The organism is uncultured Porphyromonas sp., assembly GCF_900541275.1.
GTDB lineage: Bacteria > Bacteroidota > Bacteroidia > Bacteroidales > Porphyromonadaceae > Porphyromonas_A.
Genome location: NZ_UQJH01000001.1, coordinates 51,159 through 67,292, shown reverse-complemented (window position 1 = coordinate 67,292; position 16,134 = coordinate 51,159). Strand labels below are relative to the sequence as shown.

Here is a 16,134-nt window from a genome sequence, read left to right as displayed (position 1 = left end):
TAATATCGGTATTAGATTTATCCTACTTTTTCATCTGCTCGGGACGATGAAGCTGGCGCCCTGAAGAAAGAGCGTCTACTGAAAAATGGGTAACTTTAGCCCCGGAAATAAAGGTTTGACACATGACCTCAAAGCACCATATATATATCTACCTCGCCATCATCCTCGGTGTAGTCACTGCCCTACTCTCCGGCTGTCACCCGTTCGACACGATCGGGCCGCTGAAGAGCAATAGGACGGACTTCCAAAATGTTGCTGCAGAGGGCGATACGCTGAAGGTGATCATCTCCTCTGACCGAAAGTTTGTCCCCGTCACAGAGACTGACTGGCTCTCGGCCAATCTCCCCGCCGGCAAGAGCCGTAATAAGGTGACCATCAATGTACGCCCCAATCTCTCCGACAAGGAGCGAGTCGGTGAGATAGCCTTTGTCATAGCTGAGGACGAGGAGGGGGAGAAGGACAGAGTGAGCATCAAGGTCCATCAGCTGGGTCGCGATCAGAGCTTTGCCATCGACAGCGTGATGTACGAGATCCCTCTGGTCTTCCACGTCATCACCAACCCCGAGGACATTGCCAAGAAAGATGCTCAGAATAACGACAACGATCCGAATAACAACTATACTAAGGTAAACGGGGAGTCCCTCCAGCGACTGGTCGAGCAGGTCAATCAGCTCTACTCCGGCAATCCGCCAAACCCCAAGAGAGTAATGATGGGGAAGGGGTACAATAGGATCGGACTGACGAACTCCAGGATCCGTTTTGTCTTAGCCACAAAAGATCCGGATGGTCAGCGACTGTCCCCATCAGGCATCACCTCACACGACATGACGGAGCGGGCTCTCGATCCGACTGCTGTGATGCAGGATAAGAAGGGTGGCATCTACCACTCGATGAGCTACCCGATCAGCAGGTATATCAACGTCTATGTCTTCCCCTTTAAGCCCGGTAAGGATGTGGGGCAGATCACTCTGGGGATCTCCCATATGCCTTATCTCGTCACAGAGCATAAGCTGGAGGGTCTCGGCACCTTCGACAGAGCGATAAAGGGATTTGACAACTATAATCACTGCATTGTGCTGAATTATCAGCAGTTTGAAGACCGAGTCAAGAAGACTCAGTCGATCAGCAAGATCCACGAGACACTCACACCGGCAGCGGTGACGCTTGCTCACGAGCTGGGACACTACCTCGGGCTGGGACATGTCTTTGCGGAGAAAAAGGCTGAGGGAGAGACGAGTGCCCTGCAGCTCACTGAGGAGTGCATTGACAGCGACTATGTCGAGGACACGCCCTCCTACAATAGGATCGCTTACAATAAGGTGATGAGTGAGCAGATCGCTGCCCTCGAGTCGAGCCAGGGCTCCACGCTGCAGTCCGTCCTCTCCACCCTCCTGACGAGAGACCTCTGCGATGGGAGATATAATCAGATCTCCTACAACCTTATGGACTATGAGGTATCCTACAACGACCGCTTTACACCGGGTCAAATATCCCGGATGAGACAGGTGCTCTACTACAGCCTCACTGTGCCAGGGGATAAGCTGGTCAGCTCGATGAGATCGGCTCTCAGGTCGGAGGAGGAGAGTGCCATCGGTCGTCCGGTGGCGGTGGAGTGCAAGGTCCATATACATACTAAGCCGTAATGTCATGAGACGAAGACGATCACGTGTGGTAGCACTCCTCCACGGGAGGCGAGACCTACTGCTATACATCTTGGTGATGGTCCTACTTGGACTCTTCAGCCTCTACGGGCTGGGAAGCGCAACACCAAGGGAGGAGATAGTAGCCGGGCAGGTCGAGCAATTGTGTCGCTTGGACCGCGAGGGGGAGCTCACAGCTACCGATCTCCTGACACGGACTACCTCACCGATATATGAGGGCTCTGTACTTCTGATGCACCGGGTGATAGATGCTGGTGACGAGCCGATATCGACTGCAGTCCTTCGGATACCGACCCTACTGGCGGCGATGCTGCTTGGGGTCTTTTTCTTCATCTTTGTCTGCAGAGACCGAAGCCGACCCATTGCTCGCCTGACGCTCTTCTTCCTCATTGCCACTCCATTATTTCACTACTTCATCATCACTGGGGGACCAGCTATGTCGGGGGCTCTCTTTGGGACCCTTGCACTGATGGTATGCCACGATATGATGGCAAGTGGCAGGAAACATCCGGTAGGTCCCATACTGGTCTGTGGTGTACTCCTGGCTCTCACCGGTCTGTCGGTAGGGGTCGGAGGAGTAGTCATCCCATCACTCTCTATGCTCCTATGGGGTCTCCTCGGGAGCCGATCCGGGGTGAGGGGACGGCTGTGGATACCGATCGCATCAGTTGTCCTCGGCGTATTGCTCATAGCCCTTGCCGCGACTATTCCGGGTGAGTGCCACTGGTTGACGACTGAGTCAGGACGATGGTCCGGCCGTGGTCTATGGGGATGTCTCCTGACACTAATACCCTGGGGTGTGGTGGCTCTGATGGAGGAGAAAAAGTCCTCGGAGATGAGGTACAGCCTGGGGCACCTATCTGCTGAGGGTCTGGCTCTACTGACGATCGTCTCAGCCCTTGTCTACAACCTCGCCTCCGGCACAAGCGATCCTGCGTCATCCCTTGTAGTAGCCCCCTTCGTCTGTCTCATTGCCGGTGAGGCCTTCCGCTCACTGCTGCGGTGCAAGCCCGGGCGGATCACCACATTCGCATATGTGATCAACATCCTGGGGCTGGTGCTGCTCGGGATACTGGTCTTTGTCCTCGTGGGGCCAAGTGATCCGGTCAGCGCCCTCATCTCTACCCTCAGCGGATCCGATGGGGCTATCGCTGTCGCTGCTATGCGTGAGGCAGTCAGGACACATATGGCTCTCTGCCTGCTCCTGATGGTGGGACCGGTGATAGCCGCCCTGACGATGGTCTATCAGCGTGTCAGAGGGAGTGAGACGAAGCAGGCATACTGCAGCATCTTGATGGTGATCCTGATCACCCTGGCGACTGACCTGCCTCTCTTGGCTCTCGTGGGATCGCTTTAGGTCCATGATCAGATCCAGGGGTAAGTCACTCATCTCTTCTCTCCTCTTAGGTGCGGTACTCATCGCCACAGGAGGAGGCTGTCAGTCACACCGTCCTCCTCTTGGTGAGATAGTGATAGACACGGACCTGCCGGTGATCTCGGAGGAACCTCTTCGTATGGGGATCACTCTGGATGTCGGGTGTGGGGGGAAAGATCTCCTTACGACCAATCTCATACCAAACGCAGGATTTGAGTTGGCCCCACCTCTTCTGCACTGCAGCTACAACACATCCACCTCGACCCTCATCACCCCCAACGGGTACGAGACCTTCTACCCCACCCCCACTTCTCTTTACGGCTGGGGAGGTCGAAGCGGGGAGGTAACCCTTAGCGAGGGAAGGACCTACTACAAGGAGTCTTCTCACTACTTGACCTTTCGCCCCAAGGACACCGACTCTGTCCCATGCAGGATCATGAGCACACTCTTCCCGCTGGGGGTAAAGGAGGGTGAGCGGTATAGTCTCAGCTGCTTTGTCAGCAGTGACTTGGCGGAGGCAAGGGTCTCCATAGTGAGGGACACCATTTCTCCTGAGAAGGTCTCCTCAGAGGTCTCCATACGGGGGGATGTCTACTGGAGCCGTAGGGATGTAGCGCTACAGATCACCACCACGACGGACTCCGCCTACCTGATGATAGAGTCTCGACCCATTCACCGCACAGATGAGGGATCGGGCTATACTCAGCCGAGGGGCTATGTCTCCCTCGACGAACTATGGCTCACGAGGAAAGAGGCGCAGACCGATCCGGAGGTCCCGCTACCAAATGCGCTTATGAAGCTCCTGAGAGGGCTAGATCCCGACTTTGTGAGATTTCCCGGGGGCAGGACTGCGAATGGCTATTATCCCGGGAGCTACCCCACCCCCCACTATGGTCATCAGGATACTCTCTCGATCTGGACCTTGGGGGGAACAGAGTACACCGGGGACTTCGGGATCTCTAAGCTCATCAAGGTGTCAGAGCTACTCAATGCCCGCCCTATGGTCATTGCCAATGCGGGGATCACTGATCCCTCCGCCACACCGAGATACGAGGATGTCGCAGAGATAGACGTGAGGACGAAGTATCTCTCGCGCTTAGCGATGAATCCTAAACTCTTAGTCCAGATCGGCTATGGGCTCACTTCGGAGGAGTATAAGCGACGCTTCAAGCTCTTTGCAGCTAGCATCGGTCAGGATAACTTGGTCTCAGCCGGACCACTGGTCGACTCCACCACACACTTCAGCGACTACGCATTTGACTTGGCACTCACGGCAATCAAGGACCCGCACTTGATCAACCTCATCCCGGAGGCGAATAGGAAGCTACAGACCAAGCGGCAACAGATGATGATCGGTGAGGCCACCTTCGCCGATCCGGAGTCGCTTGCCGTCTTTCTGCCACCCCTTGCACAGCGAGCCGCTTTCCTAATAGAGTCGGAGAGGTACACCCCTCTTCTTGAGGGAGTCGGTATCGCGCCACTGCTATCAGCTGACCCCTCTGATCATCCTCTCATACTGGTCCGAGGGGCGCAATACTATGCGACCTCGCTGTACGACTTTGTGTCGCTATTTCAGCGAACCAGAGGGGATAAGGTACTCGAGATCACAGGGTACGATGACGTCTGCCTCTCCCTGACCTCTGACAAGGAGCGAAAGCACTACTACCTCCGTGGCGTCAATCTCACTCGCCACCCACTCACCTATAGGGTAAGGGTCACAGGGAAGCGGCAAAGCGTCAAGAGAGTCACCGGGGTGCGCTTCACGCCGGAGCCTCCGACAACTACGACTGACCTGACACGCTACTACAGCTATGTACGCACGGAGGAGGAGTTCAGTCTACCCTTAAAGAAGGCCTTCGACCTAACCCTAGAGCCTTATCAGGTCGTTCTACTTGACTTCTCAGAATAATAGCCAGATTGTAGACAGGGCTAAATATTCGGGTCAGAGGATTGGCTATGTCAAAACTACTTTCTATATTTGTCCGAGTGTATTACTACTAGTTATAATCACCTTATATGAAAACTATCATTGTTTACGGTTCCTCTACCGGAACCACCAAAGACATCGCTGACCGCATCGCCGAGAAGTTTGGCGTCGCTGCTGATGACGTTCGTGACGCTGCTGACTTCGATGCAGAGGACGTAGCCAACTACGACCTGCTGATCTTCGGAAGCAGCACCTGGGACGACGGCGAGCTACAGGACGACTGGTCCGACCTGATCGGGGACATCGCTGACCAGGACCTCTCCGGCAAGAAGGTTGCCCTCTTCGGATGTGGCGATAGCGAGGGCTACGGAGATACCTTCTGCGATGCTGTGGGTATCCTCAAGGAAGAGCTCAGCGACAGCGGCTGCACCTTCGTAGGTGCGATCAGCAAGGATGGCTACGAGTACGAGGCCAGCCGTGCCGAGGAGGGTGGCAAGCTGGTAGGCTGCTGCCTGGACGAGGACAACCAGGATGACCTCACCGATGAGCGTATCGACCGCTGGGTAGAGGCTGTCAAGAGTGCCCTCTGATAGCTGATCCGTAGATCATTCCTCTATATTTAGCAAAGAGGCTGCGTGCTATTAAGCACGCAGCCTCTTTGCATTAGTCTGAGCCGGTAGGAGATTACTTCTTCTTCAGCTCATCACGTATCTCGCGGAGCAGCTGGATATCCTCAGGCGTAGGTGCCGGCTCAGCAGGCTTCTCCTCCTCCTTCTTCTTGAAGCTATTGACAGCCTTGACGACTAAGAAGATCGCCCAAGCAATGATCAGGAAGTCTACCACTGTCTGGATGAATTGTCCATACATAATGGCCGACTCCGGCTTCAGGATCTCGCCATCAGTACCCATAGTGGCGGGGCTGAGGACAACCTTCAGGTCAGAGAAATTCACCTTCCCGAGGAGCATCCCAAGGGGAGGCATCAGCACGTCATTCACAAAGGAGGAGACAATCTTTCCGAAGGCTCCACCGATGATAATACCGACAGCCATGTCAAGGACGTTACCACGAATGGCAAACTCCTTGAATTCTTTCATCATACTCATATCGTGATCTATGTTTTCGATTAAAAATTCTTGAATATTAGTATTCTTACCCATTTCCAATCAGTCATTACATCGTAAACCCTCCTTGATCGTCAGAGAAACCACCTCCCGAGAGCGGGTCATCGACAGACGGACCGTTTATACTTGAGGAGAAGGTCGACTGGTAGTCGTCATTGATATTGCTATCCAGCGCAGAGGAGAAGCGGATGAGATCACCCTCGAAGCGAAGGTAGACATCCCCCACCCGACCATTACGGTGCTTGGCGATGATGATCTGCGCCAAGCCTCTCATATCGCGATTGTTCTCATCCGTAAGTATGCCGTAGTACTCAGGTCGGTGGATGAAGATGACCATATCCGCATCCTGCTCGATCGCACCCGACTCACGCAGATCTGAGAGCTGTGGGCGTCGTCCCTCCTTATTCCGCTTCTCCAGCTCACGATTAAGCTGCGAAAGGGCGATGATGGTGATGCCGAGCTCCTTGGCGAGTTGCTTCAGCGATCGGGAGATAGTACTCACTTCCTGCTCGCGATTGGCATTTGTCTTCAGTCCACTGGCTGTCATCAGCTGCAGGTAGTCGATAAAGACCACCCGCACTTGATGCTTGCGCACTAAGCGACGAACTCGTGACCGCAGGTCAAAGATCGAAATACTTGCCGTATCGTCGATAATGATAGGCGCCTCCTCCATCGGTCCCAGCCCGTAGAAGAGCGTATGCATCTGCTCGTCGGTGAGTGTTCCTCTCTTGATGTCTTCATTGGGGATAGAGGTGTGCATCGAGATAAGACGCTTCGTCAGCTGATCCTCTCCCATCTCAAGGGAGAAGAATGCGACGGGCACCTTGTAGTCCAAGGCCATATTGAGAGCCATGGAGAGGGCAAAAGCGGTCTTACCCATCGCCGGACGGGCAGCAAGGATCACAAGGTCCGTCGGCTGCCAGCCAAAGGTGATCTCATCCAAGTCCCGGAATCCGGTATTCACACCGCTCATACCATCCTTCCTCTCTGCAGCATTGCGGATCTCCTGCAGGGTATTAGGCAACAGCTCCTTGATGGTCTTCATCTCGTTGCTATTGATCCCCTGAGCAATATTGAAGAGCTCCTGCTCAGAGTCCTGCAAGAGATCCCCTACCCCGATCTCCTCATCGAAGGAGTTTTGGATCACCCGGTTACCAAAGGAGATAAGGTTGCGCTGCACCATCTTATCATAGAGGATGCGTGCATGGTATGGTAGGTCGGCGGTACTATTGACGATCGAGGCGAGCGTCGCGATATAGCCCATCCCCCCGACAGAGCGGAGCGTGCCATTGAGCTTCAGCTTCTCCACCACCGTCTGCGTGTCTACAGGGCTATCCTCCAGCGTCAGCTGCTGGATAGCCTCGAAGATCATCGCATTCTTGGGATCGTAAAAGCAGTCCTTCACCAAGACCTCATCGATCTGGGCAAAAGCCGACCGCTCAAGGATCAGAGCGCCAAGTACGGTACGCTCCAGCTCAAGGTTGTGTGGCGGCACACGACTGGCGAGGATGCGCGAGAGTCCCTCTCTCACAAAGGTCGAGTCCTGCGGTGTCGCCTCCCCTTGGGACGGGACAGGTGCCGATGGAGTGGCTGTTGTATCTTGATCAGACATAATTATATCTCCTGTTTCTCTCAGTCCTCGTCCAGCTTAAGCACCGTGAGGAAGGCCTTCTGAGGCACCTCCACCTTGCCGATGCGCTTCATCCGCTTCTTTCCCTCCTTCTGCTTCTCGAGGAGCTTACGCTTACGGCTCACGTCACCACCATAGCACTTCGCAGTCACATCCTTGCGTAGCGCCTTGATCGTCTCTCGGGCGACCACCTTGGCACCGATAGCAGCCTGCACAGCGATATCGAATTGCTGCCTTGGGATCAGCGTCTTGAGTTTCTCACAGAACTTCCGTCCCATCGTCTGCGCATTACCTCGAAAGGTCAGCATACTGAGGGCATCGACCGGCTCACCATTGAGGAGAATGTCCACCCGCACGAGGTCTGAGGTGCGAAGGTCGGTGACGTGGTAGTCAAAGGAGGCATACCCACTGGAGACGCTCTTGAGCCGGTCGTAGAAGTCGATCACGATCTCCCCGAGCGGCATATCGAAGAGCAACTCCATCCGGTTACCATAGAGGTAGTTTTGCTTGATGAGGATCCCCCGCTTAGCGAGGCAGAGCTCGATGATCGGGCCGATGTAGTCCATCGTCGTGATGATTGACGCCCGGATGTATGGCTCCTCGATATGGTCGATCTCTGCGGGATCGGGGAGACCGGAGGGGTTGTGTACCTCCATCACGTCCCCCTTACGGGTGTAGACCATATAGGAGACGTTGGGGACCGTGGTGATGACGGACATATTGTACTCTCGGTCGAGACGCTCCTGGACGATCTCCATATGGAGCAGACCGAGGAAGCCGCACCGGAAGCCAAATCCCAAGGCTGCAGAGCTCTCGGGGGAGAAGGTCAGCGAGGCGTCGTTGAGCCTCAGTTTATCAAGCGAGGTCCTGAGGTTCTCATAGTCCTCCGGGGCTATCGGATAGACGCCGGCGAAGACCATCGGCTTCACCTCCTCAAAGCCCTTGATCGGTGCCTGAGCAGGACTTTCCACAGAGGTGATGGTGTCGCCTACCTTTACCTCACCCGAGTCCTTGATTCCCGAGATGATGTAGCCCACGTCTCCACACTTCACCTCCTGCTTGGGGACCATATCCATCTCCAGAGTACCCACCTCATCGGCATCGTACTCGGTATTGGTCTGCATAAATTTTACCCGCTCTCCGGTGTGAACCGATCCATTCACGACCTTGTAGTAAGCGATGATCCCACGGTAGGCATTGAATACGGAGTCAAAGATGAGCGCCTGCAGCGGAGCGTCCGGATCACCCACAGGAGCGGGGACCTTCTCCACGATCGTATCGAGTATCTCCTTGATCCCGACACCGGAGCGGCCACTGGCGAGGAGGATATCCTCCCGGTCACAGCCCAGGAGATCGATCACCTCATCCCCGGCGAGGTCGACATTGGCACTCTCGAGGTCAATCTTATTGAGCACCGGGATGATCGTCAGGTCATGCTCGATCGCCATATAGAGATTGGAGATCGTCTGCGCCTGCACCCCCTGCGAGGCATCGACCACCAGCAGCGCCCCCTCGCAGGCAGCGATGGAGCGAGACACCTCGTACGAGAAGTCGACGTGTCCGGGGGTGTCGATGAGATTGAGTATATACTCCTCGCCCTGATACTCATACCGCATCTGTATCGCATGGCTCTTGATCGTGATGCCACGCTCACGCTCTAGATCCATATTGTCCAGCACTTGATCTTCAGAGCGATTGGAGACCGTATTGGTGTAGTCCAGCAGTCGGTCGGCAAGCGTACTCTTACCGTGATCAATGTGAGCAATGATGCAGAAGTTTCGTATATGTTTCATGTAAGGGTCTAATATATATCAGCTACAAAGTTACCTAATTTCCGACTGGCTACAGATCGAACGAGACCGGGCTGGGGTGTCATCCCTACGGGACTGGAGTCCCAGCCCTACGGGACTGCAGTTCCATCCCTACGGGACTGCAGTCTCCCCTACAAGAGACTGCCCCGGATGGCAGGGGGTGGAGAGGAAAAGTAACCATTAGAAACAATTTAGCGAACTTTGTCTCTGAGTAAAAACCCATCCACAAACCAAGAAACGATGAGAAAGAGAATAACCGCTCTCCTGGCAGGACTGCTGTCTCTCACGACCGCATATGGTCAGTATCCCGTGGAGAGCTATCAGGAGCTACCCAATCCCACACCGACAGACCGGTCTCTCTGGGAGTCGCTGAGCGCCCCGGTCATCGGCTGGGGAAGCATCGACATCCGATACCCCAAGGAGCGACCGGCCGACGGGCTGACGAGTAAAGAGATTCGGCTGAGCGGATGGCGAGGCGAGCGCGTCTACGCCCAAGCGGTAGTGAGTAGCGCCACCCCTCTCACCGCACTCAGCTACGAGATCTCAGAGCTGCGTAGCTGCGATGGCGCAGTCATACCCTCACCTCAGGGCGAGTCGGGCTCCGGCTTTGTCCGCTATGTGCTCACGGATGAGCTCAATAAGGATGGACTCGGAGGATGTGGTGAGCGACCGGATCACTCCCTCTTCGACTCCACACTGGTAGCAGACGGGATCGACCACCTTGCCCGCTCACTGGATCTCACCCCCTGCACGACGCGTCCTATCTGGTTCTCAATAGACATCCCGAGGGATGCAAGAGCGGGAAGCTATCGGGCAACGGTCACGGTACGTAATGGTGATCGGACGCTGGCGACCCTGCCCCTGTCGGTGGTGGTGGACGAGAGAGCACTGCCCGAGAAGAGTGACTTCTTCCTTGACCTGTGGCAAAATCCCTACTCCATAGCGAGATACTATGGGGTGACTCCTTGGTCCGAAGAGCACTTCAGCATTATGCGCCCCTATATGGAGATGTACCGGGACGCAGGGGGCAAGGTGATCACCGCATCAATCATATACAAGCCCTGGAATGGTCAGACGCACGATCCCTTTGACTCCATGATCGACTGGCGGCTCGGGAGGGACGGCAAGTGGCACTTCGACTACACCCACTTCGACGAGTGGGTCAGCTTCATGATGGGTCTCGGGATCGACAGGGCGATCACCTGCTTCTCTATGGTCCCATGGGAGCTCTCCTTCCGCTACTTTGATGAAGCGAGTGGCGAGTACAAATACCTCAAGGCTGAGCCGGGAAGTGAGCCCTACACGGAGCTCTGGTCTGCGATGCTTCGCTCCTTTGCGCAGCACCTGAGGACAAAGGGGTGGAACGACAGGACCTATATAGCTATGGATGAGCGATCTCCCGAGGTGATGGAGGAGTGCTTCCGCCTGATCCAGGAGGCGGACCCGGAGCTGAAGGTGCATATGGCCGGGGCGCTGCATGAGGAGCTGTCGGATCACCTCGACTACTACTGCGTGGGGCTGGCTGCCAAGTACTCCGAGGAGCTCAAGGCGAAGCGGCGTAGCGAGGGGAAGATCACCACATTCTACACCTGCTGTGCCGAGCCGCGACCCAATACCTTTACCTTCAGCGCTGCTGCTGACGGAGAGTGGTATGGATGGTATGCCGCACGCGAGGGGCTGGACGGCTACCTCCGCTGGGCGTACAATAGCTGGGTGGAGCAGCCTCTTCTCGACAGCCGATACAGCAACTGGGCTGCCGGTGACACCTACTTAGTCTACCCCGGTGTACGCTCTTCGATCCGCTTCGAGCGGCTGAGGAGGGGGATCCAGGCTTTTGACAAGATCAGAGCCCTGAGGCATCAGTACGCTGGTGACCGGCAGGCGCTCGCCAAGATCGATGAGGCGCTCTCGCTCTTTGATGAGAGTAAGCTCAGCCCCTCCTACACCTCCGACCGGATCATCAATGAGGCGAGAGAGATCATAGAGACGCTCTGAGCAGCTCCTTTCTGAGCATAAAAAAACCTCCGAACCGTAAGGCTCGGAGGTTTTTGCTTATCAGCGATTAGAAATTGGCATTCTTAGGGGTGCGGGGGAAGGGGATGACGTCCCTGATATTGGACATCCCTGTGACGAAGAGCACCAAGCGCTCAAAGCCCAAACCAAATCCACTGTGGGGGCAGGCTCCGAAGCGGCGCGTGTCAAGGTACCAATTCATCGCCTCCAGCGGGATCCCGACCTCCTCACAACGCTTGGTCAGCTTGGCGAGGTCTGCCTCACGCTCGGATCCGCCCATGATCTCGCCAATACGGGGGAAGAGCACATCCATACCACGGACGGTCTTGCCATCCTCATTTTGCTTCATATAGAAGGCCTTGATCTCCTTCGGGTAGTCGGTGACCATCACCGGCTTCTTGTAGTGCTTCTCTACGAGGTAGCGCTCATGCTCGGCCGCCAAGTCACAGCCCCAGTAGACGGGGAACTCAAACTTGACCCCATCCTTGATCGCCTGCTCCAGCACCTCCACACCCTCGGTGTAGGTGATGCGGGCAAAGCGCTGATTGTCGACAAACTGGAGCCGCTCGATGAGGGTGTCATCGTAAGTATCATTGAGGAACTGCACATCGTCTGCGCACTCCGTCAGAGCCCAGTGGATGAGGTACTTGACGAAGTCCTCAGCTAGGTCCATATTGTCGTTATTGTCGTAGAAGGCCATCTCCGGCTCGATCATCCAAAACTCTGCCAGGTGGCGAGGGGTATTCGAGTCCTCAGCGCGGAACGTCGGACCAAAGGTGTAGATCTCGCCCAGCCCCATGGCGGCAAGCTCGCCCTCCAGCTGACCGGAGACGGTGAGGTTGGTCTCCTGACCGAAGAAGTCCTGACTGTAGTCTACTTCACCCTCCTCGGTGCGGGGCGGATTGGCTACATCCAGAGTCGTCACCTGGAACATCTGTCCGGCTCCCTCAGCATCAGAGGCAGTGATCAGCGGGGTATGGAAGTAGACGAATCCCTTGTCATGGAAGTACTTGTGGATCGCATAAGCCATATTGTGGCGGATGCGAAAGACCGCACCAAAGGTATTGGTCCTCGGACGGAGGTGAGCCACCTCTCTCAAGAATTCAAAGGTGTGCTCCTTCTTCTGCAATGGGTATGTATCGGGGTCTGCCGTGCCGTAGATCTCGATGGCATCAGCCTGTACCTCTACGGTCTGCCCCTTACCCTGACTCTCTACCAGCTTGCCGTCTACAGAGAGACAGGCACCGGTAGTGATCTTCTTGAGCAGCTCCTCATTGATCTTGCTCTTGTCGGCAACGATCTGGAGGTTGTGCACAGAGGAGCCGTCATTCATAGCGATAAATGCGACATACTTACTGCCTCTCTTTGTGCGGACCCACCCCTTGACATTGACCTCCTGACCGATGTACTTAGGATCCTTGACGAGGTCGACTATCTTTACTCTTTTCATAAGGTTTTCTTATCTGCTTACTCAAATGCTCCCATCTTGAGGTTATCCACCTCTTCCTGTGTCAGGTAGCGCCACTTGCCGCGACCGAGATTCTTCTTAGTCAGACCGGCAAAGTAGACCCGATCCAGCTTGACCACCCGGTATCCCAGTGCCTCGAAGAGTCGACGCACGATGCGGTTACGACCGGAGTGGATCTCAATACCCACCTGAGTGTGATCCTCATCGGTGACGTAGCTGATCGCATCGGCGTGCATCTCACCGTCCTCAAGCTCTATCCCATCTGCCAGCTTCTGCATATCCTCGGGAGAGACCTCCTTATCGAGCCAAGCGTGGTAGATCTTCTTCTTCTCAAAGGATGGATGGACCAGCTTTGCAGCCAGCTCACCATCGTTGGTGAGGAGGAGTACACCGGTCGTATTTCGGTCAAGTCTCCCCACCGGGTAGATACGCTCCTTTGCAGCTGAACGCACAAGATTGACGACCGTCATCCGCTCCTGCGGATCATCTGATGTGGTGACGCAGTTGCGCGGCTTATTGAGCAGGACATAGACCTTGCTCTCCGGCTTCACCTCCTGACGATTGACCTCGACGCGGTCATTGATCGTCACCTTGGTACCAAGGGTGGTGACTGGAGTGCCATTGACTAACACGGCACCGGCAGCGATGAGATCATCCGCCTCACGGCGAGAGCAGACACCGGAGTTGGCGATAAACTTATTGAGCCGGATTGGCTCATCCGTACTTATCTCAGGCTGATCGTAAGTAGGGCGGGCCGGCTTACGCTTACCCATATTTCCTCCCTGACGACCACCATACTGACGGGGGGAGCTACCGCCTCGAGAGCGATTGTCCCGTGCACCATTCGGGCGACGCCCTCCACGATGCTCTCCATCCTGGTCATTATAAGATCGGCGAGGTCTCTGCCCATATGAGGGTCTATCCCCTTGGTCACGACGATAGGGACGACTGCCCTGGGGGCGTCGCTGTCCCTGATCATCACCATAGGACCGGTAGGAGGAGCGTCCTCTACTCGGGCGTCTCTCATCTTGGTCATCGGTAGAGATGTGGAAAGAGCCTTCGTCTGACTCACGATCATCGGCATAGGACTGACCATAGAGCCTGCGATTGCTCTCAAACCTCTGCTTGTACCTCGCTCTGTAGTCGGTATCCGGCTCACTATCCTGGCGATCCGTACGATCAGGCATCCTATCTTGACGAGAGAAGCTACTACGGTGCCTGTAGGAGTCGTAGCTCTCGGAGATACCACCTCTCTCCCTTCTGTAGTCGGTGGTGGTGGCAGGTCCCTCATCGGGACGCATATCACGGATGCGACGGCGGCGCCTTATGCCCACCGATTGGTCATCATCCGAGTCGGCTCGTCTGCTGCGGTACTGAGACCGTGGGCGACCGGTATAGTCGCTATCCGTTGCCGAGGAGCGTCTCTCAGGACGATCAGCAGGGTCATCATCGTAGAGAGGCCCCTTGTCCATGTAATCGTCTTTATTCATTTTAGACTTATCTGTATCTCCCTCACGGGAGGGTGACGCAGCCTCACGGCTGCATGTATTGTAAATAGCTAATATTTAACGGTGTAAAGGTACGAAGAATTGGTCACTTACTATACACGCCGGTGTAATTCCTCGGTGTGATCCTCTTCATCTCCTCCTTCACCTCCGGGCTCACGTCTAGGTGGTCAATGAAGTCCTCCAGATGCTCTCGGGTAAGTTTCTCATTGGTACGGGTAAGCTTCTTCAGCGCCTCGTAGGGCTTGGGATAGCCCTCTCTACGCAGGATCGTCTGCAGCGCCTCCGCCACGACCGGTAGGGCATCATCTAGGTCTCCAAGTATGGTCTCCTCGTGGAGGATCAGCTTATCAAGCCCCTTAAGGATGGAGGAGAAAGCAATCATCATATGAGCCACAGGCATACCGAGGTTACGCATCACCGTGGAGTCGGTGAGATCCCTCTGCAGGCGGGAGATCGGGAGCTTATGTGCCAGATGCTCCAAGTAGGCCACTGCGATACCGAGGTTGCCCTCAGCATTTTCAAAGTCAATGGGATTGACCTTGTGAGGCATAGCGGAGGAGCCCACCTCACCCTCCTTGATCTTCTGCTTGAAGTACTCCATAGAGACATACATCCATATGTCCCGGCAGAAGTCTATAAGGATCGTCGAGATCCGCTTGAGACCATCCAAGAGTGCCGCAAGGTTATCATAATTAGAGATCTGGGTCGTATATTCCTCCAGCCCCATACCCAAGTGGTGAGCAAAGCGATTGGCGAAGCTGCGCCAGTCTATCTCGGGGAAAGCGACATGATGAGCATTCATATTGCCCGTAGCGCCTCCAAACTTTATCGTCTGCGGGACGAGGTCAAGTAGCGCTAGCTGTCTCTCGAGACGATAACCATAGACCCTCATCTCCTTACCGAGCGTGGTAGGAGAGGCGGGCTGACCATGAGTGCGTGCCAGCATAGGTATGTCTGCCCATGCCTCTGCACGTTGATTGATCTCAGACAGCACCTTATCCAACCGAGGACGCCACTGTTCGCGGAGTGCCTCCTTGAGGGCCAGTGGCTGAGCGCTGTTATTGATGTCCTGCGAAGTGAGACCAAAGTGGACAAACTCGAGCACAGGACCAAACTCATCATCGCTTATTTGCTCTTTGATGAAATACTCTATGGCCTTCACGTCGTGGTTGGTCGTCCTCTCGATCTCCTTCACGCGCTCAGCGTCCCGGAGCGAAAAGTCTTCGTAGAGAGCTCTCAGTCGACGACGGTCCTCGTCATTGCGGATCTTCTCGAGCTGGGGAAGTACCTCAGAGAGACATATCAGATACTCTACCTCTATGCGGATGCGGTATCGGATGAGGGCGGCCTCAGAGAAGTAGTCACTCAGGTCCTCTACTTTGTTGCGATAGCGACCATCAATAGGTGAGATGGCTGTCAGTGGATTCAGCGTCATAAGATTGTAAATGATTTTGGTTCTCCAAATATACCCATTTTTGCCGTTTCTCAATCTTAATCCCGGTACTGAAGTAATAGGACCGGATAGGGACCAAAAGGATAAGCGAGTGATCTACCCCCGCCATAAGCATCTCGACTGACGTACTTAGCACCGAGCTCGATAGCCTCGGGACAGAAAGCCC

At 55.1% G+C, this 16,134-nt stretch carries 11 protein-coding genes; 5 read left to right on the top strand and 6 right to left on the bottom strand.

Going from position 1 to position 16,134, the window contains the following annotated elements; genetic code table 11:
- Positions 1-122: 122 nt before the first annotated feature.
- The 4 genes from QZR17_RS00250 to QZR17_RS00235 all read left to right on the top strand — a co-directional run bounded on the left by QZR17_RS00250 (position 123) and on the right by QZR17_RS00235 (position 5,553).
- Entirely contained in the window at positions 123-1,643 is a 1,521-nt protein-coding gene (locus tag QZR17_RS00250; protein ID WP_297126223.1) for a zinc-dependent metalloproteinase lipoprotein, read from the top strand.
- Between the two features lie 4 nt (positions 1,644-1,647).
- Positions 1,648-3,018 (top strand): hypothetical protein, encoded by a 1,371-nt coding sequence (locus QZR17_RS00245; RefSeq protein WP_297126220.1) that lies wholly within the window; start codon positions 1,648-1,650, stop codon positions 3,016-3,018.
- A gap of 4 nt (positions 3,019-3,022) precedes the next feature.
- Positions 3,023-4,945, top strand: a complete 1,923-nt coding sequence (locus tag QZR17_RS00240; protein WP_297126218.1) for a hypothetical protein — start codon at positions 3,023-3,025, stop codon at positions 4,943-4,945.
- 107 nt (positions 4,946-5,052) lie between these two features.
- A complete protein-coding gene (locus QZR17_RS00235; protein ID WP_296164377.1) occupies positions 5,053-5,553 on the top strand; it encodes a flavodoxin in 501 nt (166 codons plus the stop codon).
- 94 nt (positions 5,554-5,647) lie between these two features.
- Here QZR17_RS00235 and mscL read toward each other — a convergent pair whose 3' ends face one another.
- The 3 genes from mscL to lepA all read right to left on the bottom strand — a co-directional run bounded on the left by mscL (position 5,648) and on the right by lepA (position 9,508).
- Positions 5,648-6,067: a large-conductance mechanosensitive channel protein MscL gene (mscL, locus tag QZR17_RS00230; RefSeq protein ID WP_297126214.1), complete on the bottom strand. Its 420-nt coding sequence runs from the start codon at positions 6,065-6,067 to the stop codon at positions 5,648-5,650.
- Positions 6,068-6,134: 67 nt separating this feature from the next.
- Positions 6,135-7,697, bottom strand: a complete 1,563-nt coding sequence (gene dnaB, locus QZR17_RS00225) for a replicative DNA helicase (protein WP_297126210.1) — start codon at positions 7,695-7,697, stop codon at positions 6,135-6,137.
- A gap of 20 nt (positions 7,698-7,717) precedes the next feature.
- On the bottom strand, positions 7,718-9,508 hold the full coding sequence (gene lepA, locus QZR17_RS00220; RefSeq protein WP_297126208.1) for a translation elongation factor 4: 1,791 nt from the start codon (positions 9,506-9,508) through the stop codon (positions 7,718-7,720).
- A 258-nt stretch (positions 9,509-9,766) separates the two neighbouring features.
- Between lepA and QZR17_RS00215 the strand changes: the two genes are divergently transcribed.
- Entirely contained in the window at positions 9,767-11,521 is a 1,755-nt protein-coding gene (locus QZR17_RS00215; RefSeq protein WP_297126204.1) for a glycoside hydrolase domain-containing protein, read from the top strand.
- A gap of 67 nt (positions 11,522-11,588) precedes the next feature.
- On the opposite strand, the gene asnS is transcribed toward QZR17_RS00215, so the two are convergent.
- From asnS to purB, 3 genes are all read right to left on the bottom strand, one after another.
- Positions 11,589-12,989: an asparagine--tRNA ligase gene (gene asnS, locus QZR17_RS00210; RefSeq protein WP_297126199.1), complete on the bottom strand. Its 1,401-nt coding sequence runs from the start codon at positions 12,987-12,989 to the stop codon at positions 11,589-11,591.
- 17 nt (positions 12,990-13,006) lie between these two features.
- Positions 13,007-14,497, bottom strand: a complete 1,491-nt coding sequence (locus QZR17_RS00205) for a pseudouridine synthase (RefSeq protein WP_297126197.1) — start codon at positions 14,495-14,497, stop codon at positions 13,007-13,009.
- Between the two features lie 103 nt (positions 14,498-14,600).
- On the bottom strand, positions 14,601-15,950 hold the full coding sequence (purB, locus tag QZR17_RS00200; RefSeq protein WP_297126194.1) for an adenylosuccinate lyase: 1,350 nt from the start codon (positions 15,948-15,950) through the stop codon (positions 14,601-14,603).
- Between the last annotated feature and the right edge of the window lie 184 nt (positions 15,951-16,134).